This is a genomic window from Cupriavidus metallidurans CH34 (genome assembly GCF_000196015.1).
Classification (GTDB): domain Bacteria; phylum Pseudomonadota; class Gammaproteobacteria; order Burkholderiales; family Burkholderiaceae; genus Cupriavidus; species Cupriavidus metallidurans.
This window is the reverse complement of the sequence record NC_007974.2, coordinates 1,364,400-1,381,638: the sequence shown is the minus strand read 5'-3', so window position 1 is coordinate 1,381,638 and position 17,239 is coordinate 1,364,400. Positions and strand designations below refer to the sequence as shown.

16 protein-coding genes are annotated in these 17,239 nt (G+C 63.5%); 8 read left to right on the top strand and 8 right to left on the bottom strand.

Translation table 11 applies throughout. The features are described 5' to 3' along the window. Positions 1–138 precede the first annotated feature (138 nt). On the bottom strand, positions 139–1,053 hold the full coding sequence (gene kdgD / locus RMET_RS24345; protein ID WP_011519170.1) for a 5-dehydro-4-deoxyglucarate dehydratase: 915 nt from the start codon (positions 1,051–1,053) through the stop codon (positions 139–141). Between the two features lie 419 nt (positions 1,054–1,472). Here kdgD and RMET_RS24340 point away from each other — a divergent pair, with 419 nt between their 5' ends. Further along, positions 1,473–2,834 (top strand): MFS transporter, encoded by a 1,362-nt coding sequence (locus tag RMET_RS24340; RefSeq protein ID WP_008651304.1) that lies wholly within the window; start codon positions 1,473–1,475, stop codon positions 2,832–2,834. 16 nt (positions 2,835–2,850) lie between these two features. After that, positions 2,851–4,443, top strand: a complete 1,593-nt coding sequence (garD, locus tag RMET_RS24335; RefSeq protein ID WP_008651306.1) for a galactarate dehydratase — start codon at positions 2,851–2,853, stop codon at positions 4,441–4,443. Positions 4,444–4,509: 66 nt separating this feature from the next. Here the strand turns inward: garD and RMET_RS24330 are convergent, their stop codons facing one another. The 3 genes from RMET_RS24330 to RMET_RS24320 form a co-directional block, all read right to left on the bottom strand. Then, a complete protein-coding gene (locus RMET_RS24330) occupies positions 4,510–4,878 on the bottom strand; it encodes a 5-carboxymethyl-2-hydroxymuconate Delta-isomerase (protein WP_029309905.1) in 369 nt (122 codons plus the stop codon). 97 nt (positions 4,879–4,975) lie between these two features. Beyond that, complete coding sequence (locus RMET_RS24325) at positions 4,976–5,800, bottom strand: IclR family transcriptional regulator (RefSeq protein WP_011519168.1); 825 nt, start codon at positions 5,798–5,800, stop codon at positions 4,976–4,978. A 273-nt stretch (positions 5,801–6,073) separates the two neighbouring features. After that, on the bottom strand, positions 6,074–6,943 hold the full coding sequence (locus RMET_RS24320) for an AraC family transcriptional regulator (RefSeq protein WP_011519167.1): 870 nt from the start codon (positions 6,941–6,943) through the stop codon (positions 6,074–6,076). 140 nt (positions 6,944–7,083) lie between these two features. Here RMET_RS24320 and RMET_RS24315 point away from each other — a divergent pair, with 140 nt between their 5' ends. Continuing rightward, positions 7,084–7,629, top strand: coding sequence for a carboxymuconolactone decarboxylase family protein (locus tag RMET_RS24315; protein WP_029309906.1), 546 nt, complete (start codon positions 7,084–7,086; stop codon positions 7,627–7,629). 145 nt (positions 7,630–7,774) lie between these two features. Here RMET_RS24315 and RMET_RS24310 read toward each other — a convergent pair whose 3' ends face one another. The 3 genes from RMET_RS24310 to RMET_RS24300 all read right to left on the bottom strand — a co-directional run bounded on the left by RMET_RS24310 (position 7,775) and on the right by RMET_RS24300 (position 10,752). After that, on the bottom strand, positions 7,775–8,425 hold the full coding sequence (locus RMET_RS24310; protein WP_011519165.1) for an HAD domain-containing protein: 651 nt from the start codon (positions 8,423–8,425) through the stop codon (positions 7,775–7,777). Between the two features lie 334 nt (positions 8,426–8,759). Beyond that, the gene (locus RMET_RS24305; RefSeq protein ID WP_008651314.1) at positions 8,760–8,960 is read right to left on the bottom strand and encodes a hypothetical protein; all 201 of its coding nucleotides are present in this window, start codon (positions 8,958–8,960) and stop codon (positions 8,760–8,762) included. Positions 8,961–9,147: 187 nt separating this feature from the next. Continuing rightward, positions 9,148–10,752, bottom strand: coding sequence for a methyl-accepting chemotaxis protein (locus tag RMET_RS24300; protein ID WP_011519162.1), 1,605 nt, complete (start codon positions 10,750–10,752; stop codon positions 9,148–9,150). A 300-nt stretch (positions 10,753–11,052) separates the two neighbouring features. Here RMET_RS24300 and RMET_RS24295 point away from each other — a divergent pair, with 300 nt between their 5' ends. Then, a complete protein-coding gene (locus RMET_RS24295) occupies positions 11,053–12,885 on the top strand; it encodes a phosphodiesterase (RefSeq protein WP_049799847.1) in 1,833 nt (610 codons plus the stop codon). A gap of 20 nt (positions 12,886–12,905) precedes the next feature. Here the strand turns inward: RMET_RS24295 and RMET_RS24290 are convergent, their stop codons facing one another. Beyond that, on the bottom strand, positions 12,906–13,691 hold the full coding sequence (locus tag RMET_RS24290) for a response regulator transcription factor (protein ID WP_011519160.1): 786 nt from the start codon (positions 13,689–13,691) through the stop codon (positions 12,906–12,908). Positions 13,692–14,014: 323 nt separating this feature from the next. Between RMET_RS24290 and cls the strand changes: the two genes are divergently transcribed. The 4 genes from cls (at position 14,015) to RMET_RS24275 (ending at position 17,219) form a co-directional block, all read left to right on the top strand. Beyond that, the gene (gene cls / locus RMET_RS24285; RefSeq protein WP_029309908.1) at positions 14,015–15,448 is read left to right on the top strand and encodes a cardiolipin synthase; all 1,434 of its coding nucleotides are present in this window, start codon (positions 14,015–14,017) and stop codon (positions 15,446–15,448) included. Positions 15,449–15,557: 109 nt separating this feature from the next. Further along, positions 15,558–16,250 carry a TetR/AcrR family transcriptional regulator gene (locus tag RMET_RS24280; protein WP_011519158.1) on the top strand — a complete coding sequence of 231 codons (693 nt, stop codon included), beginning with the start codon at positions 15,558–15,560 and terminating at the stop codon, positions 16,248–16,250. Positions 16,251–16,482: 232 nt separating this feature from the next. Next, positions 16,483–16,998 carry a hypothetical protein gene (locus tag RMET_RS32810; protein ID WP_011519157.1) on the top strand — a complete coding sequence of 172 codons (516 nt, stop codon included), beginning with the start codon at positions 16,483–16,485 and terminating at the stop codon, positions 16,996–16,998. A 35-nt stretch (positions 16,999–17,033) separates the two neighbouring features. Then, complete coding sequence (locus RMET_RS24275) at positions 17,034–17,219, top strand: hypothetical protein (RefSeq protein ID WP_011519156.1); 186 nt, start codon at positions 17,034–17,036, stop codon at positions 17,217–17,219. Positions 17,220–17,239: the final 20 nt, after the last annotated feature.

Here is a 17,239-nt window from a genome sequence, read left to right as displayed (position 1 = left end):
GGTCGTACTCCTAAGCAAGCTTCAGGCAGAACGCCAACCCTTCGCGGGTTGGCGTTTTTTTTTTAATTTGGCGACGCGCAAAAAAAAGAGCCGACGAATCGGCTCTGTCCAAACTCTCAAAGTGACGACCTGAGAAACTTACTGCGGTCCGAGCTTGCGGATCAGCGCATCCAGCCGTGCCATTTCGTCTTCGGTCAGATCGGTCAGCGGCGCGCGCACCGGACCGGCATCGTGGCCAACCAGCTTGGCGCCAGCCTTGACGATCGACACCGCGTAGCCTTGTTTGCGGTTGCGGATGTCCAGGTACGGCAGGAAGAAATCGTCGATCAGGCGACCCACCGTGGCGTGGTCGTCAGCGGCAATCGCGCGGTAAAACTCCATCGCGGTCTTCGGGATGAAGTTGAACACGGCCGACGAGTAGACGGGCACGCCCAGCGCCTTGTAGGCGGCGGCATAGACTTCGGCGGTAGGCAGGCCGCCCAGGTATGCGAGCCGGTCACCAAGCTTGCGGCGAACGCGCACCATCGCCTCGATCTCGCCCACGCCGTCCTTGAAGCCGATCAGGTTGGGGCAGCGGTCGACCACGCGTTCCAGCAGGTCGGCGCCGATACGGGAGTTCGCGCGGTTGTAGACGATCACGCCGATTTTCAGCGCCTTGCAAACCTCTTCGATGTGGTTGGCGATGCCTTCTTCGCTGGCTTCGGTCAGGTAGTGCGGCATCAGCAGCACGCCGTGGGCGCCCAGGCGCTCGGCTTCCTTCGCGTATTCGATCGCCACGCGAGTCGCGCCACCGGCGCCGGCAAGAATGGGTACCTTGCCCCGGCAGGTCTCCACCGCGGTGCGAATCACGTTCGAATAGTCCTGCTGCGTCAGCGAGAAGAACTCACCCGTGCCGCCGGCGGCAAACAGCGCCGACGCACCGTAGGGCGCCAGCCATTCCAGGCGCTCGATATAGGTATCGGGGCGGAAGTTGCCTTGCGCGTCGAAATCGGTGATAGGGAAAGAGAGCAGGCCTTCCGAGATGATCTGCTTGAGTTCTTGCGGTGTAGTCATGTCACGCTTCCTGATCGCCACATGGCAGATGGCGGTTGGTGGGGAACAAGGTGGGTTATGGCCTCGTTCCATCTGGTCGATGGCTTCGAGATAAGTCATCGTACAACCATAGCGAAAAGCGCGCAAGCATCGACAGGGAAGTCTGAGGGAAAACCCCGGGTTTGACTGCTTCGGAAGCACGCCTGCGCTCAAATGGAAAGTGACGGCCTGAAGAGAAAATTGCCCTGAGAGCCCATAAGCAGGCTGAAAGAGGGTGATATGTGTCGGACTACGGAGTCGGAGAATGCGCGGAGTAGGGGTAAACGCGCACTGCATTCATTCGAGCCTCGTTCTTATAATTCAAGTCGTATGACGACATATCTCAAGCCGGTCCAGAAGCACTCCCGCATCCAGGAACCAGGGCTGTGAGGAGACCTCTCATGAATGCCACCCCCACCACAGGCGCTGCAGCCGCATCCACCGCGCGGCGCACCAATGTCCGTTACTGGATTCTCGCGCTGATTTTCATCGTGACCACGGTCAACTACGCGGATCGTGCCACGCTGTCGATTACCGGGCCCGCGATGCGCGAGGAATTCGGTTTCTCGGCCGTCCAGATGGGCTATATCTTCTCGGCCTTCAGTTGGTCGTACGTGATGGCGCAGATTCCTGGCGGCTGGCTACTCGATCGCTTTGGCGCCCGGCGCATCTATGCCGTGAGCATCTTCCTCTGGTCATTCTTCACGCTGCTGCAGGGGTGGGTCGGCATCTTCGCCTCGATGGGAGCAACGATGACGGCGCTCTTCATGCTGCGTTTCGCCGTGGGCCTGGCCGAGTCCCCGGCATTCCCGGCCAATGCAAAGGTGGTGGCAAGCTGGTTCCCGACCGCCGAGCGCGGCACCGCGTCGGCCATCTTCAACGCCGCGCAGTACTTCGCCGCCGTGGTGTTCACGCCGCTGATGGCATGGATCGTTCACAGCATGGGCTGGCATCACGTCTACCTGTGGATGGGCATCATGGGCATGCTGCTGGCGATGCTCTGGCTCAAGGTCATGCGCAGCCCGGTCACGCATCCGGCTGTGAATCGCGCGGAACTTGAGCACATCGAGCAGGGCGGTGGCCTGATTCACATGAATGAAGGGGCAGGCAAGTCAAAGCAGGGCGCTAATCCCGCTGGCTGGTTCTATGCCCGGCAGTTGCTGTCGAACCGGATGCTGGCCGGGGTCTATCTGGGCCAGTACTGCATCAACGTGCTGACGTACTTCTTCCTCACGTGGTTTCCGGTGTACCTGGTGCAAGCGCGCGGCATGTCGATCCTGAAGGCGGGTTTCGTCGCGTCCCTGCCGGCCATCTGCGGTTTTCTCGGCGGCGTGCTGGGCGGCGTGATCTCCGACCACTTGCTGCGCCGCGGCTACTCACTGACCATCGCCCGCAAGGTGCCGATCGTGGCGGGCATGTTGCTGTCGGTGTCCATGATCGCCTGCAACTACGTGGATGCCGAATGGCTGGTGGTGGGCATCATGGCGCTCGCGTTCTTCGGCAAGGGCATCGGCGCGCTGGGCTGGGCCGTGGTGGCTGACACTGCGCCCAAGGAAGTGATCGGCCTGGCGGGCAGCATCTTCAACACGTTCGGCAATATCGCCGGCATTGTGACGCCGATCGTGATCGGCTATATCCTGAGCGCGACAGGCTCGTTCAACGGCGCGCTGGTGTTCGTGGGTATCAATGCCCTGGTCACCGTGCTGAGCTATCTGGTGATCGTCAAGGACATTCGCCGCGTCGAGCTGAAGCACCCCCAATAAGGAAGGAATCCCCAACATGTCGGACTTGTCGGTACAAAACGCGCAGGGCCAGGCCGCCGAACGCGCGCCGCTCTACATCCGCATTCACGCCAATGACAACGTGGCCATCGTCGCCAACGACGGCGGGCTGCCAGCCGGCTCAGTATTCCCGTGCGGTCTGACGCTCGTGGAGCGCGTGCCGCAGGGCCACAAAGTGGCGCTGGTGGATCTAAAGAAAGGTGACGCGGTTACGCGCTACAACGTGACCATCGGCTACGCCTTGCAGGACCTGCCGCGCGGCGCGTGGGTCAACGAGCGCGTGATTGAAATGCCAACCGCGCCGGGACTGACCGATCTGCCGATCGGCACACGTGTGCCCGAGCCGCTGCCGCCGCTGGAAGGCTATACGTTCGAGGGTTTCCGCAATCCGGACGGATCGGTCGGCACGCGCAACATTCTGGCGATCACGACCACGGTGCAGTGCGTGTCCGGCGTAGTGGAGCACGCGGTGCACCGGATCAAGACCGAGCTGCTGCCGCGCTATCCGAACGTCGACGACGTGATCGGCCTCGAGCATACCTATGGCTGCGGCGTGGCGATCGATGCGCCCGACGCGATCGTGCCAATCCGCACGCTGCGCAATATCGCGCTGAATCCGAACTTCGGCGGCACCGCCATGATGGTGAGCCTGGGGTGCGAGAAGCTGCAGCCGGAACGCCTGATGCCGCCGGGCACAATCCCGATCCAGACCGGCGCCGGCGAGGTGCAGGTGGGCGTGGTTTGCTTGCAGGACGACAAGCACGTGGGTTTCGCGTCGATGATCGACTCGATCATGGCGATGGCCGAGACCCATCTGCAGACCCTCAATGCCCGCAAGCGCGAGACGGTGCCCGTATCGGAACTGGTGGTGGGCGTGCAGTGCGGCGGTAGCGATGCGTTCTCCGGCGTGACGGCCAATCCGGCTGTCGGCTTTGCCACAGACCTGCTCGTGCGCGCCGGCGCGACCGTGATGTTCTCGGAAGTGACCGAGGTCCGCGACGGTATTGACCAGCTCACCGCCCGCGCCGCTACCCCCGAGGTGGCCGAAGCGATGATTCGGGAAATGGACTGGTACGACCGCTATCTGGACCGTGGTCGCGTCGATCGCAGCGCCAACACGACGCCAGGCAACAAGAAGGGTGGCCTGTCGAATATCGTGGAAAAGGCCATGGGTTCGATCGTCAAGTCGGGCAGCGCGCCGATCTCGGGCGTGGTGTCACCGGGCGAGAAGGTCAAGCAGAAGGGCTTGATCTACGCGGCGACCCCGGCCAGCGATTTCATCTGTGGCACGCTGCAACTGGCTGCCGGCATGAACCTGCACATCTTCACGACGGGGCGCGGCACGCCGTATGGTCTGGCCGAGGTGCCCGTGATCAAGGTCGCAACGCGCAGCGATCTGGCGCGCCGCTGGCACGACCTGATGGACGTGAACGCAGGCCGCATCGCCACGGGCGAAGCCACGATCGAGGATGTGGGCTGGGAGTTGTTCCACCTGATGATCGACGTGGCCAGCGGCCGCAAGCAGACCTGGGCCGAGCACCACAAGCTGCATAACGCGCTGGCGCTGTTCAATCCGGCGCCGGTGACCTGAGTGGTGGTTTGTTGAGGGGTGTCGCCTCTCTCCCGCAGGTGGGGGAGAGGCGGAAGATCGCCAGGCTTAGCCGCCAATGATCTGCTTGGAGTACGTCGCGCGCTCCATTTCCACGACGTTCACAGACACCTGAACGCTTTGCGCCGACGCGCCGGGGCGGACCATCTCCGAGATCGCATTGCACACCAGCTGGCCGAGTTCCTTGCGCACAGCCTGCTCACGGCCGTCCAGGATCTGCAGCGTGGCGTGGACGAACGCGCGGTCCACGTTCTCCGTTCCCTGGCGATAGGTGGAGAGCGTCACGCAGCGCGACTTGATATCGGGTTCCTGGAATTGGCCGCTGGACAGCAGCGCGGCGTTCGCCTCGTCGAGCAGCTCTTCTTGAGAGCAGGTCAGGCGGGTGTTTTCCGTGAGTTCGATGACGAGATGGGGCATGGAACCGGGTCCGGTTGATAGCGGGAAACCCGCATCGTACGGCATTCCGGTGCGGCGTGCCCGCAACCGTTTCCCATCCCGTCAGTGTTGCGCTCCGTTACCGTGTGACACCGAACGCGGCTTCGATCTTGCGGATATGGTCACGCAGCAGCGGACGCACTTTCTCCAGCAGATGGGCTGGCGGCACGATCGCATTGGGACCGCTGCAGCTCAGCGTCATCGGGGGCAATGAGGGACCCGGCCGGAACGCGTGGGCGATCGAATTGATGTCGGGCAGCCATTCACCAAACGACGTGGTGCAGCCAAGCCGGCGTTGCTCGTCACGGCTGTTCGCGAGGATGGCTTCTGCTTCGGCAGGGGCGACCTTCTCGTCCGTGCGGAATGCCGTTAGCGCCTGACGCTGCTCGGCTGGCGGCAATGCCACCAGGTAGGCACGGCCTGCTGCCGTATTGAGCCCCGATACGCGGCTTCCCACGGCGACGCGCAGAGTCAGGTAGGTCTCGGACTGGCAGTTCTCGAATACCAGCATACGTCCGCGGTCGCGCACGATCAGTGAGGCGACGCCTTGCGACAAATCCGCCAATTCCTGCATGTAGGGCCGCGCCACCGCCAGGACCTCTGCACCCTGCTGCGCGGCGGGCGCCAGCGCCAGTGCGGAACTGCCCAGGCGGTAACGAACGGGGTCCGTCAGGGCCTGGAGGTAGCCAAGTTCGGTCAGCGTGTGGGTCAGGCGCGAAATCGTCGATTTCGGCAGGCCACAGCGCTTGGCGAGTTCGGCATTGCCAAGTTCGCTGTCGAATGCACGAAAGCACGCCAGCACATCCAGACCACGCGCCAGCGCGGTCACGAAATGGCGGTCTTCCTTGCGTTTGCTTTCCTTGGGTGCGGCGGCGATCTCCGCCATTTCGATCACATCTTCCATGGCGTGCTCACTCTTTGCCCGTGGCAAGTTGCACGTGCAGCTTCGCCTGGATGGTGGTGCCTGCGAGCAGGCGTGGTCTTGCGAAAAGGGGGAAGGACGCGAGACCAGAACGGTTCGCGGGTACTGCGGTACTACGCATGATGTCTCCGGGTAAGGCGTCCGGTGTTGATGACTCACCGGTATTCGATGAGTCGAATCGTCCCACCGATACTCGGCAATTGTCAACCGCAGCGCGGAATCATAATTCTGCATTGCAGAATTCAACGGCTGAATCTAGTGCTCGGAGGCTTGCGTCTGCAGCCATTCCCGTGGCGATTTGCCAACTTTGGCCGCGAAAACACGCGACAGCGCAGAGGGGTTGGCATACCCAAGTTCGTTGGCCAGCAGCTTGATCGGTACGCCATCACGCAGCCGGGCCTGTGCAAGGCTGATACGCCAGCCGGCCAGGTAGTCGGCTGGCGTTTGTCCCACGATTTCGCGGAAGGCGGAGGCGAATGCGCTGCGCGACATGCCGGCGCAGGACGCCATGCGGTCCAGGTTCCAGGTCTCGCCAGGGGCTTCGTGCATCGCCACCAGTGCGCGGGCCAGTCGCGGATCGGAAAGCCCGGTAATCAGGCCCGCCTGGATGCCTGCATCGGCCGGATGATCGAGCATCCAGCGCAGTAGCTGGATCAGCACGACCTCGAACAAGCGGTCTGCCAGCAGCCGCTGGCCGCAGCGGACACGCCCGGTCTCGGCGAACAGCAGCGATAGCGCGGCATCCAGCCCCTCGACCCGCGCCAGCGGCAACACGATCAGCGGGGGCAGGGCCCTCGCAACCGGGTTCATTGCACCTCCGGCGAACTCGAGCGTGGCGCAGGTGAACTGCGAGCCTTCGATCGGCGGATTGTGGAAGGTGTGGACGACGTGCCGCGGATAGAACAGCAGGGACGGTTCGCGGATTTCCATGCGCCGAGGCAGGCCACGGGCCGAGTGCGAGAGCGTCAGATGGCCTTCGCGCAGCACGTGCAGGAATCCGCGTTCCTTCACATCGAACCGGCTGATCCCGCAGAGCGCCCCGGTATGGAACAGGTGGGCGCGAACGCGGAAGCGCTCCAGCAAGCCGGAGAGGCGGTCAGGAGTGGATTCGATCGGGTGGGACATCTTGATGGATGAATTGGTATGTTTCGTGGACGTATGGTATCCGATCGTGTTGCGCCCGGCGGCATAGTGGAGCCCATGGACGGCACGGCCCGTCCGGTTCCCAGTACCACTCCACTTATCATCCAGAAAGGAGCTTCATCATGACCGCACGTGTTCCCCTCGTAGACCAACGCACTGCTCCGGCCGCAAGCGTGACTGCCATCGAACAGATCCAGACCGCGTTCGGCGTCGTACCCAATATGTTCCGCGCCGTGGCCAACTCGCCGGCCGCGCTGCAGTCGATGTGGGGCAGCTTCGGCGCGCTCGGTGGTGGCACGATCTCAGCGCAACTGGGCGAGAAGATCGCCGTAGCCGTTGCCGACCGCAATCGCTGTGAATACTGTCTGGCCGCGCATACCGCGCTGGGCCGCAAGGCGGGCGCATCGGCCGAGGAGATGGCCGCAGCCCAGGCAGGTCTGTCGGACGAACCCAAGACGGCCGCCGCGCTGGCGTTCGCGGTGAAGGTCGTGGAAGCGCGCGGGCAGATTAGCGAGACCGAAGTGGCATCGCTACGCCAGGTCGGTTTCGGCGACGAAGAGATTGTCGAGATCCTGGCACACGTCGCGTTGAACCTGTTCACGAACTACGTCAACGTGGTGTTCAACGTGCCAGTGGATTTCCCGGGCGTGAAGCTGATTGCGCGTTGAGGTTGCGCCGAGATTGCGCTGATGGCGCTGATGGCGCTGATGGCGCGCGAGGCTGAAAGCCAATGAAAAAAGGGCCGCAATTGCTTGCGGCCCTTTGTCTCTTGCTGCGGGACCGATTGAGCGTCAGTGCTGAATCAGCCCTGAATCAAGCGTGAATGGCACCCGATTCGAGCTGCTTGCCAGTCAGGCTGGCCACCGCGATGGCCATGGCGCGCTCGCGGGCCTCGGCTGCGGCGGGCGCCGGCATGAAGCGCTCCGGTGCCTCGCGTGCCAGTTGCTGCAGATGGCGCAGCTTGGCCTTGAGATCCGGGTCGACGCGCGAATCCGGCGTGATGGTGGAAGGGCAGGCCACACCGAGGATGTCGAGCGCCTTGCGGAAGATGTCGACGGTCAGACCTTCGGCCGGATTCACCTGTACCAGGTGTGCGCGCTGCTCGTCGGTCAGGGACTCCGGGGCAGCGGTCGAGATGATGACCCATGCGCCCGGCGCCGGGTGTTGCGCGAACCAGGCGTCGATCTCCGCGCCGTGTCCGCCTGCCACCGGCGGCGTCATGCCTTCGACCTGCAGATCCAGCTGCTGGAAGATGGCGGCCGGGGTGCCACGGCGCCAGGCGTCCGAGACCACGACGCGGGCGCCGGCAATGCCGAACAGGCGGCGCAGGTAGCCGAGGGCGATGGGGTCGAAGTACCTGACGTCTCGCAGGGTTCCCGTGTTTGGCGTGCCGCCCAGGCGGGTAGCGGAGCGGTCCGAATACAGGACGCCGGGGACGTCCAGCATGATGAGGCGTTCAGACATGGGATTCCTGTGTTTGTCAGTCGCAGTTAAGCGGTTAAGTTGAATCAAGCGTATCTGGCTTTAGGGTGCGATGGGCTACACAAATTGTGCTCAAGTGCAACAGCCGTGTAACTTGGCCACACAACTCGTAAATGCCGGTTAGCGCTTGATATCAGTTGTTTCGTGCAGACACACTGCCCGGCTGCAGTCCGCATTGTCTCGACAATGTCGACGCGCGGATACAGACCCGATGCACGCCTCAACGAGTGGTTTGGCGGGTCGGTTGACAGGAATTTGAAAGGAAATGTTCGCGGATGTGAAACATTTGATGCATTACAAACGAGGGGAAGGGTGTTCAGCGCTTGCGCAGCAATTGCATTTCGAAATGCTCAAACGAGTACTGGCACGTGATGCCGCAAAACAGTTCGGCTCGCCTGACCGGCTGCTCGCAGGCGTGGCAGGTGCCGCAAGGCTTGAGCCGGGGCGCCCAATCGCGCCCGGCGTTCTCGAAGTCTTCCAGAAAGCTGCTGTCGTCCTGTACGGCTTTGCGTAGCATTCGCTTGTCTCCGCGGAGGCATTTCCTTGGCCAATGACGCAATGCCTTCGGCCTGTGGGTCATGCTCGCGGGGCGTTATGCGTCGGTCAATAGGCGTGTTGCCATTTACGGACGACAAATGCGAAAACTGAAGCCTTGCCCCGGCGTTCTGCACCCTCAGGGCAAGGTATTGCGGCGGTGCGAAACCTCAGAAGCGGAAGCGCGCGACGTCTGCCTCCAGCGCTGCGGCCTGTTGGTCGAGTTGCGCCGCCTGGCCAGACACCGCCTCCACGAGCGTGCCGTTCTGGGCGCTGGTCTGCTCGAGCCGTGTCAGCGCATCGGCGACGTGCCCGATGCCGGCCGCCTGTTCGTCGGCCAGCAGGCGCAGTTCTTCGGCAAGGGTGTGGCTGTGATTGACCGCGACATCGATGCCTTCCATGGCGCCCACCACGCGCGTGCTGAGGTCCGCACCGCGTGCGATCTCTTTCGCCGCGTCGCCGACAATGCCGCCGATTTCGCGCGCAGCCGTGGCGCTACGCTGGGCCAATGCGCGGACTTCCTGCGCGACAACGGCGAAACCACGTCCCGCAGCGCCCGCGCGAGCAGCTTCCACCGCTGCATTCAGCGCCAGGATATTGGTCTGGAAGGCAATCCCTTCGATCACCGTGACGATTTCCGAGATGTTGCGCGACTGCGCGTGAACGTTCGCCATGGCGCCGCTCATGTCGCGCACCGACGCCATGCCTGTAGTGGTGGCTTCGCGCGCGCGGCTGGCCATGTCGCTCGACTGTCGGGCCTGTGCGTGCGCCTGCTGGACCAGTTCGGTCAGGCGCGCCACGTTCCCTGCCGCCTCGGCAAGCGCTGAAGCCTGCGTGCCCGTGCGTGCAGCCAGTTCGCGGTTGCCGTTTGCGATACCGTCGCTGGCACTGGAGATTTCATGCGCGCATTGCTGAATGCGCGCGAGCACGCCGGCCAATTGATCGCGCATGCCGGCCAGGAAGTAGAGCAGGCTGCCTTGATCATGCGCGCCCACGGCGATCCGGGCGGTCAGGTCGCCATTGGCGATGCGATTCGCAACGGCCGCGGCGTCGCGCGGTTCGCCTCCGAGTTCGCGTGTCAGGCTACGTGCAGCGATCCAGGCCAGCGCGGCGGCGGCAATGAAACTGGCGACGAGCAGTACCGCCATCACGGTCTGGGCGGTGACTTGCGCGGCGGCCACGCCGGCAACCGTGTCCGCAGCTTGTTGATCCAGCGTGGACCGTGTCTGTTCGATCAGGCCGGCGAGCTTCTGCAGTTGTTCGCCGACGAAGTGTCCGTCGACCGAGACCGATGAATCGAATTGCAGGGCGTCGAGCGGCTGCTTGCCGATCAGGGCCACGAAGTTGTTCATCAGTTCGCCGGCAGTCGCGCGCTCTTTCTGCAGCGCGTCGGCTTGCTGCGGGGCGGCCGAGCGGACGCCGTCAACGGCCTGGTCGAGCCGACGCAGCGCCTGGGCGATCTCCGACGCGGCGGTGTCGCGCTCCGCGGTGCTGGTGGCCAACGTCAGCGACAGCTGGGCGCGGCCCAGCGTGGCCAGCGCCGCCTGAGCACGCTCGGCGGAGATCGCGCCGCGCATGTCGCGCTGGTAGAGCGTGTCCGTATCCTGCTTCAAATGAACCAGATTGATGATGCCGGTGAGTCCGACGGCCGCGCCGAAGGCGTAGATCAGCACGAATGCCGCTGACAGCCGCATGACCAGCGGCAGGCGCGCCAGTCCTTGCCACAGGGATTTGCCTCCCAGTCCAGGCAGACCCAGCTTGATGGCTTGCAACACGAGAAACACTCCTTCGGGGCCGCGACCCCGTCATTCCATGACCCGATGCGCTGCGGCATGCCGGCCTCTCGGTCATTCCCTGGAGAGTGCGGGGCGTCGGTCGTGCTGCGGTGCAGCGCGATCGTCGTGCATGAATGTGACGATAACGTGACACCCCCTGAATGGGTGGCGTCGTCATACTGGCGACACATTGCTGTCATGAAATGGCGGACGCTCCATTTATCGTTCGCGCCGAAAGCCGCCTCGTGGCATCACGGCCTCCCGGCCGATAACCTGCCATTCAACCCTTATCCGCATGTCATGCTGACCGTCGCCTCCTCGTTGGCCACGGCCCGAGAGGCTGTGTGCCTGCCTTCGCTGCAGGCGGTATTCCAGCCTATCGTGTCGCTGGGCAATGGGGACATTCTTGGTCATGAGGCGTTGATTCGCGGCCCGGCCGCATCGTTGCACGAGATGCCTGACGCCTTGTTCCGACGCGCGCAGGCAAATGGGACAACCGTGGCGCTTGAAGTGGCGGCAGCCCGTACCGCGCTCGATGCGTGGTCGTCGCTGAACCTGCCCGGCAAGCTGTTCCTGAACTTCAGTCCATTGACGCTGCGCCATCTTCTGGTCGGGCGTGGACACGCCATGGCCGCGTTGCTGGGGGCCGATGGCATTGTCGGCGGAGCGGCGGCTATCGCACCATCCCGGGTCGTCATCGAGATCACGGAGCAGACTGCCATCGGCAATGCCCAGACCTTTGGCGAGGCCATGGCGTTGCTCGGCGAGCTAGGCGTGCATTACGCTCTGGACGATTTCGGCTCGGGACATGCCAATCTCGACATGCTGGCCGATCTGTCGCCGCAGTTCATCAAGCTGGACAAGTCGCTCGTGCGCGGGATAGGCACGTGCTCGCGCCGGCTGGAGATACTGCGCGGGATGCTACGCATGATGGGAGCATTCGGTGGGCACGTGATCGCAGAAGGCATCGAGCGGGCCGAGGAACTGGCCATGGTGCGGGATCTTGGTGTTTTCGCGGGCCAGGGCTACTTTTTGGGGAGGCCAGTGGCGCAGCCTGAACGGCAAGCGTCGCTGGAGGTGCGGGCTGTGCTGGCCTCGCGTCAGATCGCGGTGTTTCCCCAAGCCTTGCGCTCGGGGTGGTCGGGCATGACAGCCGGGCAACTCCTGCGCCCCGCGCCCACGATTCATCCGGCTACCTCCAATAACGACGTCCTGGCGCGGTTTCACAGCCAGCCCGATCTGCACGCCATGGCGGTGGTGGACGAGGCCATGCGGCCGGTGGCGATGATGAACCGGCAAATCCTGATCGACCGCTACGCCACGCCATTTCATCGGGAACTCTATGGCAGGAAGGCCTGCATCACGATCGCCAATCCGGCGCCAGTTTGCTTCGACCGCCGCACCAGTCTGGAGGATATGGCCGAACTCTTCGCGGGCGAGCAATCGCATGTGCTGGCCGATGGTTTCGTGATCACTGATCAAGGCAGATACGTGGGTCTTGGCACCGTGGCCGATTTGCTACGCGCCACCACCGAGGTACGCATGGAGGCGGCACGTTATGCGAATCCGCTGACGTTCCTGCCCGGAAACATCCTGCTGAACCAGCACGTCGACCGACTCATCGCAGCTGGCAGCGCGTTCCATGCGTGCTACGTCGACCTCAACCAGTTCAAGCCATTCAACGATCGCTACGGCTACTGGAAGGGCGACGAAATGCTGAAGGGCGCGGCCGCGATTCTGGCGCAGGCTTGTGACCCCGCGCGCGACTTCCTTGGACATGTCGGCGGCGACGACTTCCTGGTGTTGTACCAGGGGGACGATTGGGAGGTGCGTATCCGGGACGCCATCGCACGCTTCAACGATGCGGCACTGATGTCGTACTCGTCGACGGATCGTGCTGCTGGCGGTATTCACGGCGAGGACCGGTTCGGCAATCCGGCGTTTTGCGTGCCGGTAACGATGGCCGCCGGCGTGGTCAGTGTCGGTGCGGAAGCAATGGCGACGCTGCGGCTATGCAGTCAGCATATCGGCGCGGCCTCGGCGGTGGCCAAGCGCAGCGCCAAGCGCGCGCCATCAGGCGTTGCGCGGATCGATATCGCCGAACTGGCTGCGCGCGGCGCGCTCGATATCTAGATCTGGATTTTCAGGCGGTCTTACGAAAGCAATTTGAACATCCGCGCAGGGGTCGATGACGCGGAGGCCGCGCGAGCGGCAGCGGACAATTCGTGGCGCGCAGCTTGATCGAGGATGTCCAGCCGATACCCCTGGGCATAGACGACGCTGACCGTGACGCCGTTCTCCGCGCACAGGTTCAGGGTACGACGCATTCGCGATACCAGTCCGGCCAGCGCGCGGGAGTAGGGCGGCAAGTCATGTCCCCAGATTGTGTGCTCGATGCGGCGGCTGGCCAGAATGCGGCCCGCGTTGGCGAACATCAGCATGGCCAGGTCGAACTCCTTGGGCGTCATCGGAATCCGGCCGCCATTGAGCGTGGCGTAGCGACCGGGGTTGCTCAGCTCGTATGGCCCGGCGCGCAACGGCATGGCTCCGCGCAAGCGCGTGCCGCTCATGCGCCGGCGCAATGCGGCGATGCGGGCCAGCAGCACGCGCGCGGCCAGCGGGCGAAGCACGTAGTCGTCGGCGCCGGCATCAAGGGCCTCGACGAGGTCGTCGTCATTGTTCTCGCTGGCAAAGATCACGATTGGCACGTCGCGGTTGCGCACCGCCCGGACGGTGCGAATCACGTCGATGGCGGAGATGTCGGCCAGCTCACGGTCGATCAGGAGCATCTCGTAGGTGTCATGGCCGAGCCCTTGAATCAGGTCACGCCCGGCGTGAAAGACGTTGCATTGGTAGCCGGCGACGGCAAGGAGTTCCTGCAGCGGATGCAGGGGTGACGAGCTGTTTGCAAGCAGCGCGATGTTCGTTCGGGCATTCATGCGACATTCTCTGGAAAGCGAAGTAAACGCGTTGCAGCGTAGCCAGCGTTGGCAGGGCGAACAATCGGTGTTTCCTTAAATGGATGGCGTTGACGTCGGAATGAAACGAAATCGGGCGTCCGGCCGGCGACGCGTGCGTGGTGTCGCTTATCCACAGATTGTGTGGATAACTGCGTCGGCGCCTCCGCCAGTCGCGCCGGGTCATGGGAGCGCATCGGACTGCCTAAAAATTAAGCAGCATGGATTCGGGTGCGAGGCTTGGGGATGTTGGAAGTGATGTGCTGTGCCAGAATAGCGTCCATCCCGTCCGGCCCCGGCTGCCTATGTTGACCCCTAGTGTGATTGCAGCGATCGTCGTGTCTCTTCACGTGCTGGGCGTGATTGCGGCGCTGCACGCCGTCATGACCGTACGCACTGCGCCCGGGGCCATAGCCTGGGCTGGATCGCTGGTCATGATGCCGTACTTCTCGCTGATCCCCTATCTGATCTTTGGACGAAGCCGCTTCGCGGGATACGTCAATGCGCGGCGCTTCAACAATCACCGTCTGCGCGAGATCCGCCAGAACATGAGTACCCAGGAGCTGGATTCGCTCAGCGCCTGCCTGGTGATGAACCCCGACCAGGAATGCATGCGCGCATTGCCGCGTCTGACTGGCATGCCATGCCTGGGTAATAACGACGTGCGGCTGCTGGTCAACGGCGAGGCGACCTTCCAGGCGATCTTCGCCGCGATCGATGCCGCCACGCAGGTCGTGGTGGTCCAGTTCTTCATCGTTCATGATGATGAGCTTGGACTCGAACTGCAACGCCGCCTGTGCGCGCGTGCCAAGGCGGGGGTCAGGGTCTATTTCCTATACGACAGCATCGGCTGTCACGCGCTAGGCCGGGCCTACCTGCGTGCGCTGGAGGAAGCCGGCGTCCACGTGCGCTCATTCGCCACGCATCCCGGCTTTGTCAATCGCTTCCAGCTCAACTTCCGCAATCACCGCAAGCTGGTCATCGTCGATGGCGAGCGCGCCTTTGTCGGGGGTCATAACGTCGGCAACGAGTACCTCGGTCGCCGGCCACCACTCGCGCCCTGGCGGGATACCCATATCGAGATTCGCGGCGCGGTGGTGCTCGAGCTGCAGATGACGTTCGCCGAGGACTGGTACTGGGCCGCGCACGAGGTGCCCTACCTGTTGCTGCCACCGCCGAGGCGTTTCGGCGACATGGTGTGCCAGATCGTGCCATCCGGGCCGGCGGACGCGCAGGAGACATGCTCGCTGTTCTTCGTCGAGGCGATCCAGGCCGCGCGCAAGCGGATCTGGATTACGTCGCCATACTTCGTGCCCGACGAAGCCGTTTCCGCGATGCTACGGCTGGCAGTGCTGCGTGGTGTGGACGTGCGCATCCTGATACCGGCCCGGCCGGACCATTACGTGGTCTATGGGGCGTCGACGATCTATGCCCACCAGGCCGTCTGCGCCGGCGTGAAGGTGTTCCGCTACCAGCCGGGCTTCCTGCACCAGAAGGTCATCCTGGTCGACGACGACGCGGCGGCTGTCGGCACCGCGAATCTGGACAATCGCTCGTTCCGGCTCAACTTCGAGATGATGGTCATGACGGCTCACCCGGCATTCGCGGCCAGCGTGGCCGAGATGCTGGAAGCCGATTTCGCGCAGGCCCGTCAGATCGACCGCGAGGACTTCCTTGGCGCGCCCGCGATCCTGCGCGTGGCGATGCACGTGGCCAAGCTCTTCGCTCCCATCCTTTAGTGACGCGGGAAATACGCGAACCGCGCGGACGAACGGCGCTGGAAGTGTTTGTGTACACTGTCTACTATTGTTATTCGTTGCCCTGGACGTTGTCCGCATGGGAGCTAGCATGAATCGAACCGCCGCGCCCACACCGCCCACACCGCCCACACCGCCCACACCGCCCACACCGCCCACACCGCCCACGCGCACCACTTATCGCCATGGTGACCTGCGCCGCGCCCTGCTCGAAGCAGGCATCGATCTGGCACGGCAGGGCGGGCCAGATGCCGTTGTCCTGCGCGAGGCGACACGCCGAGCGGGCGTGGTGCCGAATGCGGCATACCGGCACTTCGCGAACCGGCAGGATCTTTTGCAGGCAGTGCGCGCGCACGCGCTGTCCGGCCTGGCGATGGCGATGGAAGCGGAGTTGGCGACGATTCCTTCTGATGCCGCGCCTGCCGAGCGCGCGCGGGCGAGCCTGCGGGCGGTAGGCGCGGGCTACCTGCGCTTTGCCTTGGGTGAGACAGGGCTGTTTCGCACCGCATTCTCGGTTCCCGACGATGTGGAGGAAGATTCCGATCCGGCAAAAGCCGGCAATAGCGGACTGAACCCGTTCGAACTGCTTGGCGCCGCACTGGATCGCTGGGTAGAGGCAGGCCTGCTGCCAGTCGAACGACGTCCGGGTGCGGAGTACCTTGCGTGGTCGGCCGTACATGGCCTGGCGATCCTGCTCATCGACGGGCCGCTGCGCGGCCGGGCAAGGGAGCAGGCGGGAGTGCTCGGCCAACGACTGCTCGACCTGGTGGAGAAGGGCCTGTAAAAAAAAGATGCCACGGGGCGGGGACCGCGTGGCATCGTGAAGCCTGAGTCTCAGGGGGAGGGGTCGACCCTGAAACCGGGTGGGTCGCCCGTATTGCACGGGCGAGGGGCAGTGTAAGAAGACGATTCTCATACGAGAATCGGAAGATTCCGAAATTTGGACTTCTCGATGCAGCTACTGTCTAAGTGACTGTCGGAAGTCAATTCCGACCGGGTATCGACAGGAGGTTGTGATGAGGGGCGCCCACGGGTGGGTCCTGGCGGCAGTGACCGCGGCAACGATGCTGGGCGGTTGCGCGACGTATCCCGGCTATGACAGTCCGTACGGATATGACCCCAACTATCCGCTGGGCGACCTTGGTTCTGTCTACGGTGGGTACCCGGGCTACGAATATGACTACGCGTATCCCTATTGGTACGGCTACCCGTACGCGTATGGCGGCGGTTATCCATACTGGCCCGCTTACTGGCCGGCGTACACTGGTGGCGTATTCTTCGGCAGCTTCTGGTATGGCTGCTGTCACACCTCTTACTACCACCGCTACGGATGGTATGGGCATGGGTACCGTGGATACTACGGGCACGGCTGGTATGGGTATCGCGGTGGCTACTACGGCTACCGTGGATCGCCGGGCTATCCTGGGTATCGCGGGTACGCCGGCTACCAGGGCGCAGGTGGAATGCCGGGATGGGGGGGCGGTGGTAGGGGCGGACGGAGCGGTGGTGGCCGCGGAGGCGGACATCGCTGACACGCATCACCAGCACTTTTCAAGGAGCCGATGCTATGAGCAAACTGGATTCCACCAAATCTCTCACACCTGCTTCAAGAAAGGCACGCGAGTCGCATGATCAGAAGGTCGAGCAGGAACTCGACGAGGCCTTGCTCGAGACATTTCCGGCCAGTGATCCGATCGCGGTGCATCCTGTGCCGCACGAACCGGCCCACAAGGGGCCGGGCGCAAAAGGGTGATTGGAGGGCGTCGGAGAGCG

What these genes read in the sequence shown, in the direction of transcription:
- kdgD (WP_011519170.1), bottom strand. Translation starts at nt 1,053, where the DNA reads ATGACTACACCGCAAGAACTCAAGCAGATCATCTCGGAAGGCCTGCTC.
- RMET_RS24340 (WP_008651304.1), top strand. Translation starts at nt 1,473, where the DNA reads ATGAATGCCACCCCCACCACAGGCGCTGCAGCCGCATCCACCGCGCGG.
- garD (WP_008651306.1), top strand. Translation starts at nt 2,851, where the DNA reads ATGTCGGACTTGTCGGTACAAAACGCGCAGGGCCAGGCCGCCGAACGC.
- RMET_RS24330 (WP_029309905.1), bottom strand. Translation starts at nt 4,878, where the DNA reads ATGCCCCATCTCGTCATCGAACTCACGGAAAACACCCGCCTGACCTGC.
- RMET_RS24325 (WP_011519168.1), bottom strand. Translation starts at nt 5,800, where the DNA reads ATGGAAGATGTGATCGAAATGGCGGAGATCGCCGCCGCACCCAAGGAA.
- RMET_RS24320 (WP_011519167.1), bottom strand. Translation starts at nt 6,943, where the DNA reads ATGTCCCACCCGATCGAATCCACTCCTGACCGCCTCTCCGGCTTGCTG.
- RMET_RS24315 (WP_029309906.1), top strand. Translation starts at nt 7,084, where the DNA reads ATGACCGCACGTGTTCCCCTCGTAGACCAACGCACTGCTCCGGCCGCA.
- RMET_RS24310 (WP_011519165.1), bottom strand. Translation starts at nt 8,425, where the DNA reads ATGTCTGAACGCCTCATCATGCTGGACGTCCCCGGCGTCCTGTATTCG.
- RMET_RS24305 (WP_008651314.1), bottom strand. Translation starts at nt 8,960, where the DNA reads ATGCTACGCAAAGCCGTACAGGACGACAGCAGCTTTCTGGAAGACTTC.
- RMET_RS24295 (WP_049799847.1), top strand. Translation starts at nt 11,053, where the DNA reads ATGCTGACCGTCGCCTCCTCGTTGGCCACGGCCCGAGAGGCTGTGTGC.
- RMET_RS24290 (WP_011519160.1), bottom strand. Translation starts at nt 13,691, where the DNA reads ATGAATGCCCGAACGAACATCGCGCTGCTTGCAAACAGCTCGTCACCC.
- cls (WP_029309908.1), top strand. Translation starts at nt 14,015, where the DNA reads ATGTTGACCCCTAGTGTGATTGCAGCGATCGTCGTGTCTCTTCACGTG.
- RMET_RS24280 (WP_011519158.1), top strand. Translation starts at nt 15,558, where the DNA reads ATGAATCGAACCGCCGCGCCCACACCGCCCACACCGCCCACACCGCCC.
- RMET_RS32810 (WP_011519157.1), top strand. Translation starts at nt 16,483, where the DNA reads ATGAGGGGCGCCCACGGGTGGGTCCTGGCGGCAGTGACCGCGGCAACG.
- RMET_RS24275 (WP_011519156.1), top strand. Translation starts at nt 17,034, where the DNA reads ATGAGCAAACTGGATTCCACCAAATCTCTCACACCTGCTTCAAGAAAG.